Raw genomic sequence first — 15,069 nt, 5'->3', positions numbered from 1 at the left:
GGGCAGCTCCACAGGGCGACCGACTGGTCCACCACGCCCGGCTGGGTGAGCCGGCGCGGACGGCACTCGAGCCCGGAACGGTGCCGCCGCGGGCCGAACTCAGCTCAGGAAGAGGGAGACCGGCAGCGCGACCAGAGTCGTCGCCACCGCCAGCGCGGCGGCCCCCAGCAGGCGGGGCGGCCGGTCGGCGACCAGCAGCCGCTGGACCCGGACGTCCAGGTCCCGGTCGCCGACGCCGAGCGCGCCGGCCGGGGTGATCCGGTGACCGGCCGCGGCGAACCGGCGCAGCGCGCCCGCCAACGGCGCCTCGGCGTGCAGCTCGCGGGCCTTGTCGTCGGCGCGCATCTCGACCAGCAGGGCGACCCGCTCGTGCGCGTCCCGCACCCAGCGGAACCAGGGCAGCGCCCGGCGCAGCGCGGTGAACGGCAGCAGCACGAGATCGTGCCGCTCCTGGGCGTGCGCCCGCTCGTGGGTCAGCACCGCCTCCAGCTCGGCCCGGTCGAGCAGGTCGAGCGCACCCGCGCTGACCACCACCCGCGGCTTGACCCCCGGCAGGCAGTACGCCGCCGCGCTCGGGTGGTCCAGCACCAGCGCCCCCGGGACGGCGGGATCCCGCCGGGCCACCAGGGCGAGCAGGTCCCGGTGCCGCCGCTGGGCCCGGACGGTCGCGTGGACGCTGCGTACCGTCGTGGTGAGCAGCACCGCGCCGATGCCGAAGCCGACGCCGACCAGCCCGAGGTGGACCTCCCCGAGATCGGCCGGAAGGGTGCCGTGGGCCAGGTCGGTGGCGAGGGCGAGCAGGGCGCCACCGGTCGGCCGGTCGTACGCGGCCAGGCCGAGCGCCATCGGCAGGCCCATCGCGGACAGGCCGAGCGCCAGCCCGACCGCCTGCCAGCAGACGATCGCGACCCGCGGGGCGCGCCACGTCCAGGTCGAGGACGCCAGGACCTGGGCGGTCAAATAGCAGGCCAGGACCGTCGCGGCGAAATGCGCGGCGTACGCCATGACGCCCGCCCTACCGGTCCGTCGCCTCGTCGGCCAGGGCGGCCCGCAGCACGTCGGCCTCGGTCCCGCTCACCGAGCGGGCGAAGCGCACCAGCGCCGCGTCCCGGCTGCCGCCCAGCTCGAGGGCGTCGAGCATGAGCTGGGCGATGTGCGCCTCGCGGCTGGCCGCGGCCCGGTAGCGCCAGGCCCGCCCCTCCCGCTGGCGCTGCACCATGCCCTTGCCGGCGAGCCGGTCCAGCACGGTCATCACCGTCGTGTACGCCAGCTCGCGGCCGTCCAGCGCGTCGGCGACCTCGCGTACGGTCGCCCCGTCCGACGTGGCCGGGACCTTGTCCCACAGCACGTCCATCACCGCACGCTCAAGATCCCCCAGCCGAGTCACGACACAATCCTACCCCGCGTAGTAGACCCGATTCCCAGGGCAGCACCCCTGCTATGACCACCCGGGCGGACAGCGCCCACCGAGGGTTTCCGGGGGAGCCCGCCCGCGGAGGGATCAAGCCTGACCGCCCGGAGCGGGTGGGCTCCCCCGGAAACCCCGCCCCGAGCGGGCGGGGCTCCCCGGAAACCCCCAAGGCCAGGGACGATCAAACCCCCTTGGGGTGCCAGACCGTCTTCGTCTCCAGCAGCGACGTCATCCGGGTCAGGCCCGGGTCGGCCGTCCAGTCGTGGTCGGCCGGGGCGGGCCGGAGCACCCGCTTCAGGTTCTCCGCCGCCCGGACCTCCAGCTCCTTCGCCAGCTCGGCGTCGGCCACCCCGGTCAGGTCGATCGCGTTGACGTCCATGTGCCCGGCCAGCGTCGGCACCGTGTCCGTGAGCCGGCCGGTCAGGATGTTCACCACGCCGCCGGGCAGGTCGGACGTGGCCAGCACCTCGGCCAGCGTCACCGCCGCCAGGGGCTGCGCCGGCGAGGCGGCCACCACGACCGTGTTGCCGGTGACGATCGCCGGCGCGATCACGCTGACCAGGCCGAGCAGCGCCGGCCGTTCCGGGGCCACCACGGCCACCACCCCGGTCGGCTCCGGGTCGGACAGGTTGAAGTACGGACCGGCGACCGGGTTCGCGCCGCCGTACACCTGGGAGAGCTTGTCGGACCACCCGGCGTACCAGACCCAGCGGTCGGTCGCCGCGTCCACCTCCTCGCCCGGCACGCCGAGGGCCACGAACTGCTCGCGGCGGCCCTCCAGCATCTCGGCGACCCGGTACAGGATCTGCCCCCGGTTGTACGCGGTCGCCCCGGCCCAGCCCTGCACGGCGGCCCGGGCGGCGACGACGGCGTCGCGCGCGTCCTTGCGCGAGGCCAGTACGACGTTGGAGTCCTGCACGATGTACGACCGTCCCGACTCGCTGCGCGGGAACTTCCCGCCGATGAAGAGCTTGTACGTCTTGCGTACCGCGACGCGCTCAGACATTGAGGTACGCCTCCAGCCCGTGCCGGCCGCCCTCGCGACCGTAGCCCGACTCCTTGTAGCCGCCGAACGGCGAGGCGGGGTCGAACTTGTTGAACGTGTTCGCCCAGACGACGCCGGCGCGCAGCCGGTCGGCCATCCACAGGATGCGGGAGCCCTTCTCGGTCCAGATCCCGGCCGACAGCCCGAACGGCGTGTTGTTGGCCTTCTCGATGGCCTCGGCCGGGGTGCGGAAGGTCAGCACGGACAGCACCGGACCGAAGATCTCCTCCCGGGCGATCCGGTGCGCCTGGGTGACCCCGGTGAAGATGGTCGGCGCGAACCAGAAGCCCCGGTCGGGCAGTTCGCACGCGGGTGACCAGCGCTCGGCGCCCTCGGCGGAGCCGGCCTCGGACAGCTCCCGGATCCGGGCGAGCTGGACGGCCGAGTTGATCGCCCCGATGTCGGTGTTCTTGTCCAGCGGGTCGCCGACCCGAAGCTGGGCCATCCGGCGCTTCAGCGACTCCAGCACCACGTCGGCCACCGACTCCTGGACCAGCAGGCGGGAGCCGGCGCAGCAGACGTGCCCCTGGTTGAAGAAGATGCCGTTGACGATTCCCTCGACCGCCTGGTCGACCGGGGCGTCGTCGAAGACGATGTTGGCGGCCTTGCCGCCCAACTCCAGCGTGAGCTTCTTGCGGGTGCCGGCGACCGACCGGGCGATGCCCCGCCCGACCTCGGTGGAGCCGGTGAAGGCGACCTTGTCCACGCCCGGGTGCTCGACCAGCGTCCGGCCGGTGTCGCCGGCGCCGGTGACGATGTTGACCACGCCGGCGGGCAGGTCGGCCTGCTGGCAGATCTCGGCGAAGAGCAGCGCGGTCAGCGGGGTGGTCTCGGCCGGCTTCAGCACCACCGTGTTGCCGGCGGCCAGCGCCGGGGCGATCTTCCAGGACAGCATCATCAGCGGGAAGTTCCACGGGATGACCTGGGCGGCCACGCCGAGCGGCCGCGGGTCCGGGCCGAAGCCGGCGTGCTCGAGCTTGTCGGCCCACCCGGCGTAGTAGAAGAAGTACGCGGCGACGAGCGGGATGTCGATGTCCCGCGACTCCTTGATCGGCTTGCCGTTGTCCAGCGACTCCAGCACCGCCAGCTCGCGCGAGCGCTCCTGGATGATCCGGGCGATCCGGTACAGGTACTTGGCCCGGTCCCGGCCCGGCATCGGGCCCCAGACCTTCTCGTACGCCCGGCGGGCGGCGCGGACGGCGCGGTCCACGTCCTCCGCGTCGGCCTCGGCGACCTCCGCCAGCACCTCCTCGGTGGCCGGGTTGACCGACTTGAAGTTGCCGCCGTCGGTCGGGTCGACGAACTTCCCGTCGATGAACAGCCCGTACGAGGGCTTGATGTCCACCACCGAGCGGGACTCGGGGGCGGGCGCGTATTCGAACATCGCTCTCAGTCCAGGGTGAAGTAGTCGGGACCGGAGTAGACGCCGGTCTTCAGCTTGGTGCGCTGCATGAGCAGGTCGTTGAGCAGGCTGGACGCGCCGAACCGGAACCAGTTCGGGTCGAGCCAGTCCGCGCCGACGGTCTCGTTGACCATCACCAGGTACCTGATCGCGTCCTTGCTGGTGCGGATGCCGCCGGCCGGCTTCACGCCGACCTGCCGCCCGGTGGCGGCGCGGAAGTCCCGGACCGCCTCCAGCATCACCAGCGTCACCGGCATGGTGGCCGCCACGGGGACCTTGCCGGTGGAGGTCTTGATGAAGTCGCCGCCGGCCAGCATGGCCAGCCAGGAGGCCCGCCGCACGTTGTCGTACGTGGCCAGCTCGCCGGTCTCCAGGATCACCTTGAGGTGGGCTCGCGGTCGCCCCTGGCGACCGGCATCAGCACCGCCGCACGCCTCCTTGACCGCGACGATCTCGTCGAAGACCTCCTTGTAGCGGCCGGCGAGGAAGGCGCCCCGGTTGATCACCATGTCGATCTCGTCCGCGCCGTCGGCGACGGCGGCCCGGGTGTCGGCGAGCTTGACCTCCAGCGGCGCCTGGCCCGAGGGGAAGGCCGTCGCCACGCTGGCCAGGTGCACGCCCGTGCCCCGCAGCACCTCGGCCACGTGCGGGACCATCGCCGGGTAGACGCAGACGGCGCCGACGTGCGGGCAGGACGGGTCGGCGGGGTCGGGGCGCAGCGCCTTGGCCGCGAGCGCTTGCACCTTGCCGGGGGTGTCCGCCCCCTCCAGGGTCGTCAGGTCGACCATCCGGATCGCCAGATCGATCGCCTGGGCCTTGGCCGTGGTCTTGATGGAGCGGGTGCTGAGCTGCGCCGCCCGCTGCTCCGCGCCGACCTGGTCCACGCCCGGCAGGCCGTTCAGGAAGGTCCGCAGAGCGGTCTCGGATCGTCCCAGCTCGGAGAGGTCCGACCGGGCCGACGTCGCTGTCGCCGTCATGTCCCGGAGTCTACGCATCCGTCAGCTCAGTGATAACTGTCACTGTCGTCGGTGTCCGGGCCGGCGGTCCGCCTGGTGGGCGGTGTCGCCGGTCCGCCGCTCCCGCGCCGCCCGCGCGGACGGTTCGGTAGGTTGGGCGATCGTGGACGTACACGTCATTGACCACCCGCTCGCCCAGTCCCGGCTGACCGCCATGCGGGACGCGCGCACCGACTCCTCGTCGTTCCGGGCGGCGCTGCACGAACTCACCACCATGCTGGTGTACGAGGCGGCGCGCTCCTTCCCCGTCGAGAAGTACCCGGTGCGGACCCCGGTGACCGACACCCTGGGCACCCGGCTGGCGAACCCGCCGCTGCTCGTGCCGGTGCTGCGGGCCGGTCTCGGCATGGCCGACGCCGCGCTCGGCCTGCTGCCCGAGTCCTCCATGGGCTTCGTCGGCCTGGCCCGGGACGAGGAGACGTTCGCCCCGCGCGCGTACATGGAGTCGCTGCCCCGCGACCTGAGCGGCCTGCCGGTGCTGGTCCTGGAGCCGATGGTCGCCACCGGTGGCTCGCTCGAGCACTGCTGCCGGTTGCTCGCCGACCGGGGCTGCACCGACATCACCGTGCTCTGCGTGCTGGTGGCGCCGCTGGCCATCGAACGGCTGGAGCGGTCCGGGCTGCCGCTGCGTCTGGTCACCGCCTCGATCGACGAGGGCCTCAACGACAAGATGTTCATCGTGCCCGGCCTCGGCGACGCCGGCGACCGTCAGTTCGGCGGAATGCCCCGTTTCTGACCCCGGCGGGCCGCCCCCGTCCGGGGCGGCCCGCGGGCGCGCCTCTTCCCCGGGCGGGTCAGGGCGCGCGGAGGTGCGGTCAGGCGCTACCGTCTCGGGCCATGACTGGTGTTGCGCTGGCCGAAGAGCTGCTGCTCCTCGCCTATGACGACGAATCCGGCAAGGCGACCATGCCGCGGATCAGCCTCGACCTGGGAATGGCCGCCGCGGTCCTGATCGAGCTGGCCCTGGCCGGCCGGATCGCGTACGCCGAGGGGAACCTGGCGGCCACCGACCCCACCCCCACCGGTGAGCCGATCCTCGACGACGTGCTGGCCCGGATCGCCGCCGACACCCCGCACAGCCCCTCCTCCTGGGTGCAGCGGCTGCGCCACGGCCTGCGCGACCGCATCCTCGGCGACCTCGTCGGCAGGGGCGTGGTGCGGGACATCGACGAGACCGAGCTGGGGTTCATCCACGTGCACCGTTACCCCCTGGCGGACGCGGCGGTGGAGGCGGACACCCGCGGCCGGCTGGCCGAGGCGCTGGCCGGCGGGCAGGTCCCCGACGAGCGGACCGCCGCGCTGGCCACGCTGGTGGCGGTGCTGCGGATGGAGCCGGCGCTCGGGTTGGCCGGCGACGCGGCCCGGGACGCGCACGTCCGGCTGGAGGAGATCGCCGGCGGCGCCGGCTTCTCCGGCACCGTCAGCCTGGACGACTCGGTGGTCCGCCCGTCCGTCAGCCTCGTCGTCGCCGCCCTGGGCAAGGCGATCGACGCCGCCATCGGCAAGCGCGTCTGACCGCCCACCGGGGCCGGGGCGCGAGCCCGGGAACGCGCTCGCGCCAGCGCCGGTCCCGGCGCGGGTCTGCCCGACCACCCACCACTCGCTCTGGCCCCTTTGCTCTGCACCCGTCCGCGCGACGGCCACGTACGGTGACCGCCGCCTCGGCGGGTGCAGAGCAAAGGGCCCGCAGGAGGTGGGTCGGGGCGCAGGGCGTCATCACTCCGCGTGATTGCGTCGGCCGCGCCCTGGCCGTCTGGGTTCAGAGGCCGAGGGCGGCGGCCGTCTCGGCACGCAGCGCCGCGACGGCGGCGGCCGCGCGGGTCCGGGCCGCGGCCACGTCGCCGTCCGCGACCGGCTCCACCACCTCCAGGTACGCCTTCAGCTTCGGCTCCGTGCCCGACGGCCGGATCACCACCCGGGCCGCCCCGGTCCGCAGGATCACCACGTCCGCCCCGGGCAGCAGGTCCCGCGTCTCGGTCACCGGCCGGCCGAGCAGCTGGGTCGGGGTGGCCGCCCGCACCCGGGCCATCGCGTCGGCGATCACCCGCAGGTCGTCCACCCGCACCGAGAGTTGGTCGGTGTGGTGCACCCCGAACTCGGCGGCCAGCTCGTCCAGCCGGTCGGTGAGCGTGCGCCCCCGCGCCTTCAGGTCGGCGGCCAGCTCGGCGACGGTCAGCGCGGCCGTGATGCCGTCCTTGTCCCGGACGTGGTCGGGGGCGACGCAGTAGCCGAGCGCCTCCTCGTAGCCGTACACCAGCGGCTCCGCGCCACCACCGGCCCGGACGATCCACTTGAACCCGGTCAGCGTCTCGTCGTACGGCAGGCCGCGGGCCGCGCACATCGCCGGCAGCAGGGACGACGACACGATCGTGGTGGCGTACAGGCCCTTGACGCCCCGGCGCATCAGGTGGTCGGCGAGCAGCACGCCCACCTCGTCCCCGCGCAGCATCCGCCATCCGCCGGCCGCGGCGTCGCGTACCGCCACCGCGCAGCGGTCCGCGTCCGGGTCGTTCGCGACGGCGATGTCCGCGCCGGTCCGCTCGGCGAGCGCCACCAGCAGGTCCACCGCGCCCGGCTCCTCGGGGTTGGGGAAGGAGACGGTCGGGAACGCCGCGTCCGGCTCCGCCTGCTCGGGCACCACCCCGGGGACCGCGAACCCGGCCCGCACGAAGGCGGCGGCCAGCACCGCCGCGCCCACGCCGTGCAGCGGCGTGTACGCCACCGACAGGTCACGCGGCCCGTCGGGGGAGACCACGGCGGCGGCCCGGTCGACGTACGAGACCACCAGGTCGTCGCCGAGCACCTGGCCGGCGGGGCCGAGCGGCACCTGGGCCAGCGGACCGACCGCCCGGATGGCCGCCTCGATTTCGGCGTCGGCCGGCGGCACGATCTGCGCGCCCGCGCCCAGCGCCCCGCCGAGCTGCGCGCCGAGGTAGACCTTGTAGCCGTTGTCCTGCGGCGGGTTGTGGCTCGCGGTCACCATCACGCCCGCCGCCGCGTCCAGGTGCCGCACCGCGTACGCCAGCACGGGCGTGGGCAGCGGGCGGGGCAGCAGCAGCGCCGGCCGCCCCGCGCCGGTGGCGACCTGGGCGGTGCGCTCGGCGAACTCCCGGGAGCCGTGCCGGGCGTCGTACCCGATCACCAGCGGGCCGGTGGCGCCCTGGGCGGCGAGCCAGCCGACCAGCCCGGCCGCGGCCTGGGTGACCACGGCGAGGTTCATCCCGTTCGGGCCGGCGCGCAGTGGCCCGCGCAGCCCGGCGGTGCCGAAGGTCAGCGGCCCGGCGAACCGGTCGGCCAGCTCGGGCGCGCTCGCCGGCAGCCGGTCGAGCACCGCCCGCAGCTCCTCGCGGGTGGCCGGGTCCGGGTCGTCGTCGAGCCACCGCTGGGCCCGCGCGCGAATGTCGTCGATGTCAGTGGTTTCCGCCGCCATTGCCACTTGATAGCACGGCGGCGGATCACCACGCCCCGTCGGCCTTGATCCGGCCGGCTCGATGTCCTCAGTTGGCCCCGTTGAGCTGGAAGGACTTCACCATCTCATCGAAGATCGGCTTGCTCTCGGCGAACCGGGCGTGCGTGGCGGAGAGGTAGAACGAGTAGACCCTGCCGTCGTGGACCACCCCGCGCCACACACCGTGGCGCATGGTGTCGCCCTCGCCGCAGGTGTACTCGAACTCGGCCGCCACCTGCCCGGCCAGCTCCTGCTCGCTCATCGCGATCTGGTTGTACGGCTTCTTGCAGGAGCTGAAGTTGCCCTGGAGACCACGGGCGGCGGTCTCGGCCCAGCTCATCGACGTGCCGCTCCACTTCTCGGCGAGGATGCGCACCTTGCGCCCGCTGTCCTCCGGGTCGACGAAGTCGACCCACACGCCGCCGGCGCTCTTGCGCTCCCACCCCTTGGGGACCCGCACCGTGATGCCCTTGGTCGAGTGCTCCTGCATCTCTACCCCGGGCCCGGCCGGTGCGGTCGGCTGGGCCTGCGGGGGCGCCGGCGTCTCCGGGTCGCCGCCGCTGAACAGGACGACCGCGCCGATCAGCAGCAGCGCGGCCAGGCCGCCGGCCGCGGCCAACTGCGCCTTGCGCGGCCAGCCCTTGACGGTGGTGACGAGCTGGCCGCCGGCCCGGCGTACCCCGCCGAGCGCGCCGCCCCCGGTCGGGGCGGGCGCGGGGGCCGGGACCGTCCACGGCTGGCCGGTGCCGGGCACCGCCCACGGGCCCGCGCCGTACGCCCCGACCGGCTGGGTCGCCTCAGGCGCGCCCGGGTACCCCGGCACGGGCTGGGTGGCGTCCGGCCGGGGGCCGAAGGGGACCCGCTGGGTGGCGTCGGGCGCACCGCCGTACGGGACGCGCTGGGTGACCTCGGGCGCGTTGCCGTACGGCACGCGCTGGGTGGTGTCGGGCGCGGCGCCGTGCACGCGCTGGGTGGCCTCCGGGGAGCCGTACGTGACCCGCTGGGTGGCCTCCGGCGCGGCGGTGGCGTCCACCCGCTGGGTGGTCTCCGATCCGCCGCCGTACGTCCGGCCGGCGGGCGGCTTCGGCAGGGCGGGCGCCGCCGGCAGGGCCGCCGGCGCGGGCATGGCCCCGGTCGGGGTGCTCAGCGGGCCGGCGAGCGCGTCGGCGCTGGTGTCGTCGAGCCCGGCGGTGGCGGTGGCGGCGGTGGTCTTCGGCTGCTCGCCCCGGCGCAGCGCGGCCAGCCGGTCGGTCAGCGACTCGCCGGGGCCGAGCATCGCCCGGCCGCCGATCTTGCCGGTCGGCTTGGGCTCGGCGGCGGCGGGGGGCGGCGGGACGGCGACCGGCCGCGGCTGCACCGGCACCACGGCGTACGGGTCGGTGACCGAGTTGACCGCCGTGGCGGTGCTGGTCAGCGGGCCGGCCAGCAGTTCGCGCAGCATGGCGCGGGCGGTGTGCACGTCGAGCCGGCGGGCCGGGTCCTTCTCCAGCAGACCCATCAGCACCCGGGTCAGCGGGCCGCTGCGCTGCGGGGTGGCCGGCGGGTCCTCCACCACGGCGTGCATGGTCTCGATCGGGTCGCCCCGGTCGAACGGGGGCCGCCCCTCGACCGCCGTGTACAGCGTCACGCCGAGGGAGAAGAGGTCGCTCGGCGGCCCGAAGTCCTGGCCCATGGCCCGCTCGGGGGAGATGAAGTGCGGCGAGCCGAGCACCATCCCCGGCGTGGTGAGCTGCACGTCGGTGGGCATCCGGGCCACGCCGAAGTCGGTCAGGACGCACCGGCCGTCGGTGCAGATCAGCACGTTGGCCGGCTTCACGTCGCGGTGCAGCACGCCGATCGCGTGCGCCACCTCCAGCGCGCCGAGCAGGGCGATGCCGATCTTGGCGACCGCGCGGGGCGCGACCGGCCCGTCCTCGATCACCATGTCGGCGAGGCTGCGGGCGTCCAGCAGCTCCATCACGATCCAGGGCCGGCCACCCTCGGTGACCACGTCGTACACCTGGACCACGGCCGGGTGCTGGATGGCCGCGGCGGCGCGGGCCTCGCGCAGGGTGCGCTCGTACATCGCGTCGCGGTCGCTGGGGGCGAGCCCGGGCGGGAGGACGACCTCCTTGACCGCCACGTCGCGCCGCAACAGGGTGTCTGTGGCACGCCAGACCGTGCCCATGCCGCCGTTGCCCACCGGGGACCGGAGCGAGTACCGGTCACCGATGGTGGTTCCGGGTGCCGCGCGTCCGTGGGGTGGGCTGGCCGCTCCGCCGCTCCACGTCGGGATCTGAGTCACAGAAAAGCCACCGGGGGAAGTCGAGGGGGCTGGGACACAACCCCTCTATCTTGCTGGTTCCGACGCCCGATGCGAAACCCGACGCGGCGGACCTTTACCGTACTCGACAGTACGTGCCCGGCCGTTCACCCCGGGCCGCGCCCGGGGTGTGCCGAATCCCTCACCCGTCGATGTCTCGACGCGTCCTACCATCCGGGGATGAGCGAACGGCGGTCAAGCGAGTCCGGCTTCCCGATCGAGGGCGTCTACACGGCGGCCGACCTGCCCGCGGACCTGGACGCCAGGCTCGGCGACCCGGGGAAATTCCCGTACACGCGTGGGGTCTACCCCACCATGTACACCTCCCGGCCGTGGACCATGCGCCAGTACGCCGGATTCGGCACGGCCGCCGAGTCCAACGCGCGCTACCACCAGCTGCTGCGCGCCGGCACGATGGGCCTGTCCGTCGCCTTCGACCTGCCGACCCAGATGGGGTACGACTCCGACGACCCGATCGCGCACGGCGAGGTGGGCAAGGTCGGGGTGGCCATCGACTCCATCGAGGACATGCGGGTGCTCTTCGACGGCATCCCGCTGGACAAGGTCTCCACCTCGATGACGATCAACGCGCCGGGGTCGGTGCTGCTCCTGCTCTACCAGCTCGTCGCGGAGGAGTCCGGGGTGCCGGGCGCGGCGCTCAACGGCACGATCCAGAACGACATCCTGAAGGAGTACATCGCGCGGGGGACGTACATCTTCCCGCCGAAGCCCTCCCTGCGGCTGGTGGCGGACACCTTCGCGTACTGCCGCGGCGAGGTGCCGAAGTGGAACACCATCTCCATCTCCGGCTACCACATGGCCGAGGCGGGCGCGAGCCCCGCGCAGGAGATCGCGTTCACGCTGGCCAACGGCGTCGAGTACGTCCGCGCGGCGCTGGCGGCCGGGCTGGCCGTGGACGACTTCGCGCCCCGGCTGTCGTTCTTCTTCGTGGCCCGCACGACCCTGCTGGAGGAGGTGGCGAAGTTCCGCGCCGCCCGGCGGATCTGGGCCCGGCTGATGCGCGACGAGTTCGGGGCGAAGGACCCGAAGTCGATGATGCTGCGGTTCCACACCCAGACGGCGGGCGTGCAGCTCACCGCCCAGCAGCCCGAGGTGAACCTGGTCCGGGTGGCGGTCCAGGGGCTGGCCGCGGTGCTCGGCGGCACCCAGTCGCTGCACACGAACAGCTTCGACGAGGCGATCGCGCTGCCGACGGAGAAGGCCGCCCGGCTCGCGCTGCGCACCCAGCAGGTGCTCGCGTACGAGACGGACCTGACCGCCACCGTCGACCCGTTCGCCGGGTCGTACGTGGTGGAGGCGATGACGGCCGAGATCGAGTCGGCGGTCGACGGGCTGATGGCCCGGGTCTTCGAGCACGGCTCGGCGGTGGACGCGATCGAGGCCGGCTTCCAGAAGCGGGAGATCGAGCAGTCGGCGTACCGGATCGCCCAGCAGATCGACTCGGGCGAGCGGGTGGTGGTGGGCCTCAACCGGTTCACCGTCGACGCCGACGAGCCGTACGAGCCGCTGCGGGTGGATCCGGCGATCGAGGCGGCCCAGGCCGAGCGGCTGGCCAAGCTGCGCGCGGAGCGCGCCGCGGGCGCGGTCGAGCGGGCCCTGGCCGAGCTGCGCGTCGCCGCCGAGGGCACGCAGAACGTGCTCCACCCGATGAAGGAGGCCCTGCGCGCCCGGGCCACGGTCGGGGAGGTCTGCGGCACCCTGCGCCAGGTCTGGGGCACCTACCGTCCCAGTGACCGTTTCTGACCGGTCTCCCGCCCGCGCCGTGTGCGGTCCCGGAACGGTGGGTAAGCCGTCCGGGTGACCGGGGACGGACAGGGTGACCGGGACGGACAGCGTGTGCGGGAGCGCGGCGCCCCGCCGTGTCACCGTCGGGAGTCGTACGGCCGCTCGTGGTGGTCGGTTAATTGTCCGAGCGGCCGTTAATTGACGCGACTAATGCGACAATTCGGAACGACGGCCCCGGGTCGACGGCGACTTCGTGACCGCGAATCGGTTACGCGTTGTAGGAGGTGGGGCAGATGATGGCATTCGACCGCGATCTACCTGCTGTCCCGCAGATCTTGGAGGCCTCGAGCCTGGACATTCGTGACGCTGCGCCTCCCAACCGTCACGAAAATGATGGTGCGCAACGTCACCGTCGGAGGTCTAGGCTGTCTGCTGTTCTGCCCGAAGATCCATCCATTTCTAGTGATCGAGAATTCGACGTGACGAGTGCGTTGACGCGGCCGACCAGCGGCCTGTTGGAGTCGTCCCCCTGGTCCGAGGCCCCGTCCGGGGCCCAGCCCCTGCCCTTCGGGCTCGACGACCTGCTCGATCTCCGGCTACCCCGCCTCATCGCCACCCGTCGGCACATCCACTCCCACCCGGAGCTCTCCGGCGAGGAGTTCGAGACCGCCGCCCTGATCGGGCGCGAGCTGTCGCTCGCCGGCCTGAACCCGCGGCTGCTGCCCAAGGGCAACGGCGTCATCTGCGACATCGACGGGCGCCCGGACGGCCCGGTGGTCGCGCTCCGCGCCGACATCGACGCGCTGCCGCTGACCGACGTCAAGAATGTGCCGTACCGGTCCACGAAGGACGGCGTGTGCCACGCCTGCGGCCACGACGTGCACACCACCGTCATGCTCGGCGTCGGCATGCTGCTGGCCCAGCTCGCCGACCTCGGCGAGCTGGACGGCCGGGTCCGGCTGATCTTCCAGCCGGCCGAGGAGATCCTGCCCTGCGGCTCGCTGGAGGTCATCGAGGCCGGCGGCCTGGACGACGTGGTGCAGATCTTCGCCCTGCACTGCGACCCCAACCAGCCGGTCGGCCGGATCGGCCTGCGGGTCGGCCCGATCACCGCCGCCGCCGACAACGTCACCGTCCGGCTCACCGGCCCGGGCGGACACACCGCCCGCCCGCACCTGACCGTCGACCTGGTCGACGCGCTGGGCCGGCTGGTCACCGAGGTGCCCGCCCTGGTCGGCCGCCGGGTGCCGGCCAACAGCGGGCTGCTGCTGGTGTTCGGCCAGGCCGCGGCCGGCACCCGGTACAACGTCATCCCGTCCGAGGCGAGCGCCTCCGGCACCCTGCGGGTGATGGACCGCGACACCTGGGAGCAGGCGCCCAAGATCGTCGCTCAGGTGGTCCGCGACGTCATCGCCCCCACCGGCGCCACCGTCGACCTGGAGTACCTGCGTGGCCGGCCGCCGGTGACCAACGACGCCAGGGCCATCCAGGTGCTGACCGCCGCCACCGCCGCCGCGCTCGGCCCCGACGGCGTCGCGGAGACCCCGCAGAGCATGGGCGGCGAGGACTTCTCCTGGTACCTGGAGTACGTCCCCGGCGCGCTGGCCCGCCTCGGCGTCGGCCGGTCCGGCCCGAACGTCGACCTGCACCGCGCCTCGTTCGACGTGGACGAGCGGGCGATCCCGGCCGGCGTCCGGGTCATGGTGCAGACCGCGCTGCGGGCACTGGCGGCGGCTCGCTGACGGCCCCGGGGCTGACGCCGGCCGCCGGCTGCGCGGCCGGCGCCCGCCCGCGGCGGCGCAGCCGCAGCAGCACCGCCACCACCAAGGCCACCGGCACCGCGAAGGGCAGTATCGCGCCGAGCACGGTCAGCAGGACGTTCACCGAGGCCACGAGGGCGTTCCAGCCGCCGCGCAGGCCGGCCAGGAAGCCCGTGCCGGGCTCCTCGTCCGCGCCGCCCACCTCCGGCCCGACGAGGGTGAGCGTGATCGTGGACAGCGCCGTGAGGTCGGCCAGGCGGCGCTTCTTCGCCTCCAGCGAGGCGAGGTCCGCCTCCCGCCGGGCCACCTCGCCCTCCAGCGTCACCAGGTCGCCGATCGAGGTCGCCCGGGCCAGCAGCTTGCGGCCGCTCTCCACCCGGGCGCGCTGGGTGGCGATCCGGGCGTCGAGGTCGATCGTCTCCTCGGTCACGTCCTCGGTGCGTACCGAACGTTGCTGCTGCCGGCCGAGCCTCGCCAGGTCCTCCAGCACGCCGGCGAAGCGGTCGGCCGGCACGCGCAGCGTCAGCTCCGCCCGGGCGTCGGCGCCCCCGCTGCGCCGCTCGTCGCCGCCGACGAAGCCGCCCGCCCCGGTCACCCGGTCGACGGCCGCGCGGGCGGCGGCGTCCACGTCGTCCACGGCGACCCGCATCGTTCCCGTGTAGATGATCGACCGCTGGTCGACCCGCAGGTCCGGCGAGCCGCCGCCGGCGCCGGCCTTCGCGTCCGCGCCGCCCGCCGCCTGCTGGCCGGTCCCCGGCTTGCCCGCCGGCGCCACCGCCGCGGAGTCCTCAGCGTTCGAGTCCCCGCGGAATCCACTGCACCCGCCCATCGCCAGCATGGCCGCCAACCCCAGCGCGGCCAGCAGCGTGCGTCTGTTCCGTCCGTCCATCCCTGCTCCGATCGTCTTTCCCGTGGGCCTGGCGGCCGTCGGGTTTCCCG

12 protein-coding genes and 1 pseudogene are annotated in these 15,069 nt (G+C 73.9%); 5 read left to right on the top strand and 8 right to left on the bottom strand.

What is annotated here, in order from left to right; all coding sequences use genetic code 11:
- Positions 1-99: 99 nt before the first annotated feature.
- The 5 genes and pseudogenes from ABGB16_RS00755 to deoC all read right to left on the bottom strand — a co-directional run bounded on the left by ABGB16_RS00755 (position 100) and on the right by deoC (position 4,835).
- Entirely contained in the window at positions 100-1,005 is a 906-nt protein-coding gene (locus ABGB16_RS00755; RefSeq protein WP_347665965.1) for a M56 family metallopeptidase, read from the bottom strand.
- Positions 1,006-1,036: 31 nt separating this feature from the next.
- Positions 1,037-1,387 (bottom strand): annotated as a pseudogene (locus tag ABGB16_RS00750) (BlaI/MecI/CopY family transcriptional regulator); the annotation flags it as partial.
- Between the two features lie 205 nt (positions 1,388-1,592).
- A complete protein-coding gene (locus ABGB16_RS00745) occupies positions 1,593-2,417 on the bottom strand; it encodes an aldehyde dehydrogenase family protein (protein ID WP_347665964.1) in 825 nt (274 codons plus the stop codon).
- Positions 2,410-3,840, bottom strand: coding sequence for an aldehyde dehydrogenase family protein (locus tag ABGB16_RS00740; protein WP_347665963.1), 1,431 nt, complete (start codon positions 3,838-3,840; stop codon positions 2,410-2,412). The genes ABGB16_RS00745 and ABGB16_RS00740 overlap by 8 nt, the downstream gene beginning before the upstream one ends.
- Positions 3,841-3,845: 5 nt before the next feature.
- On the bottom strand, positions 3,846-4,835 hold the full coding sequence (deoC, locus tag ABGB16_RS00735; protein ID WP_347665962.1) for a deoxyribose-phosphate aldolase: 990 nt from the start codon (positions 4,833-4,835) through the stop codon (positions 3,846-3,848).
- A 142-nt stretch (positions 4,836-4,977) separates the two neighbouring features.
- Here deoC and upp point away from each other — a divergent pair, with 142 nt between their 5' ends.
- Both upp and ABGB16_RS00725 read left to right on the top strand, forming a co-directional pair.
- Positions 4,978-5,610, top strand: coding sequence for a uracil phosphoribosyltransferase (gene upp, locus ABGB16_RS00730; protein WP_347665961.1), 633 nt, complete (start codon positions 4,978-4,980; stop codon positions 5,608-5,610).
- Positions 5,611-5,711: 101 nt separating this feature from the next.
- Positions 5,712-6,389 carry a GPP34 family phosphoprotein gene (locus tag ABGB16_RS00725; protein ID WP_347665960.1) on the top strand — a complete coding sequence of 226 codons (678 nt, stop codon included), beginning with the start codon at positions 5,712-5,714 and terminating at the stop codon, positions 6,387-6,389.
- 244 nt (positions 6,390-6,633) lie between these two features.
- On the opposite strand, the gene ABGB16_RS00720 is transcribed toward ABGB16_RS00725, so the two are convergent.
- Positions 6,634-8,304 carry a phospho-sugar mutase gene (locus tag ABGB16_RS00720; RefSeq protein ID WP_347665959.1) on the bottom strand — a complete coding sequence of 557 codons (1,671 nt, stop codon included), beginning with the start codon at positions 8,302-8,304 and terminating at the stop codon, positions 6,634-6,636.
- Positions 8,305-8,371: 67 nt separating this feature from the next.
- Complete coding sequence (locus ABGB16_RS00715) at positions 8,372-10,606, bottom strand: protein kinase (RefSeq protein ID WP_347665958.1); 2,235 nt, start codon at positions 10,604-10,606, stop codon at positions 8,372-8,374.
- Positions 10,607-10,804: 198 nt separating this feature from the next.
- Here ABGB16_RS00715 and ABGB16_RS00710 point away from each other — a divergent pair, with 198 nt between their 5' ends.
- From ABGB16_RS00710 to ABGB16_RS00700, 3 genes are all read left to right on the top strand, one after another.
- A complete protein-coding gene (locus ABGB16_RS00710) occupies positions 10,805-12,388 on the top strand; it encodes a methylmalonyl-CoA mutase family protein (protein ID WP_347665957.1) in 1,584 nt (527 codons plus the stop codon).
- Between the two features lie 342 nt (positions 12,389-12,730).
- Positions 12,731-12,853 (top strand): hypothetical protein, encoded by a 123-nt coding sequence (locus tag ABGB16_RS00705; protein WP_347665956.1) that lies wholly within the window; start codon positions 12,731-12,733, stop codon positions 12,851-12,853.
- Complete coding sequence (locus tag ABGB16_RS00700) at positions 12,850-14,112, top strand: amidohydrolase (protein WP_347665955.1); 1,263 nt, start codon at positions 12,850-12,852, stop codon at positions 14,110-14,112. Before ABGB16_RS00705 ends, ABGB16_RS00700 begins: the two co-directional genes overlap by 4 nt.
- Here ABGB16_RS00700 and ABGB16_RS00695 read toward each other — a convergent pair.
- Entirely contained in the window at positions 14,069-15,019 is a 951-nt protein-coding gene (locus ABGB16_RS00695) for a DUF4349 domain-containing protein (RefSeq protein ID WP_347665954.1), read from the bottom strand. The two genes, ABGB16_RS00700 and ABGB16_RS00695, sit on opposite strands and share 44 nt — an antisense overlap.
- Between the last annotated feature and the right edge of the window lie 50 nt (positions 15,020-15,069).

Source organism: Micromonospora sp. B11E3 (genome assembly GCF_039871625.1).
Taxonomy (GTDB): domain Bacteria; phylum Actinomycetota; class Actinomycetes; order Mycobacteriales; family Micromonosporaceae; genus Micromonospora.
The sequence above is the reverse complement of the archived record's forward strand: the minus strand, read 5'-3'. Positions and strand labels throughout refer to the sequence as shown.

What these genes read in the sequence shown, in the direction of transcription:
- ABGB16_RS00755 (WP_347665965.1), bottom strand. Translation starts at nt 1,005, where the DNA reads ATGGCGTACGCCGCGCATTTCGCCGCGACGGTCCTGGCCTGCTATTTG.
- ABGB16_RS00745 (WP_347665964.1), bottom strand. Translation starts at nt 2,417, where the DNA reads ATGTCTGAGCGCGTCGCGGTACGCAAGACGTACAAGCTCTTCATCGGC.
- ABGB16_RS00740 (WP_347665963.1), bottom strand. Translation starts at nt 3,840, where the DNA reads ATGTTCGAATACGCGCCCGCCCCCGAGTCCCGCTCGGTGGTGGACATC.
- deoC (WP_347665962.1), bottom strand. Translation starts at nt 4,835, where the DNA reads ATGACGGCGACAGCGACGTCGGCCCGGTCGGACCTCTCCGAGCTGGGA.
- ABGB16_RS00725 (WP_347665960.1), top strand. Translation starts at nt 5,712, where the DNA reads ATGACTGGTGTTGCGCTGGCCGAAGAGCTGCTGCTCCTCGCCTATGAC.
- ABGB16_RS00720 (WP_347665959.1), bottom strand. Translation starts at nt 8,304, where the DNA reads ATGGCGGCGGAAACCACTGACATCGACGACATTCGCGCGCGGGCCCAG.
- ABGB16_RS00710 (WP_347665957.1), top strand. Translation starts at nt 10,805, where the DNA reads ATGAGCGAACGGCGGTCAAGCGAGTCCGGCTTCCCGATCGAGGGCGTC.
- ABGB16_RS00695 (WP_347665954.1), bottom strand. Translation starts at nt 15,019, where the DNA reads ATGGACGGACGGAACAGACGCACGCTGCTGGCCGCGCTGGGGTTGGCG.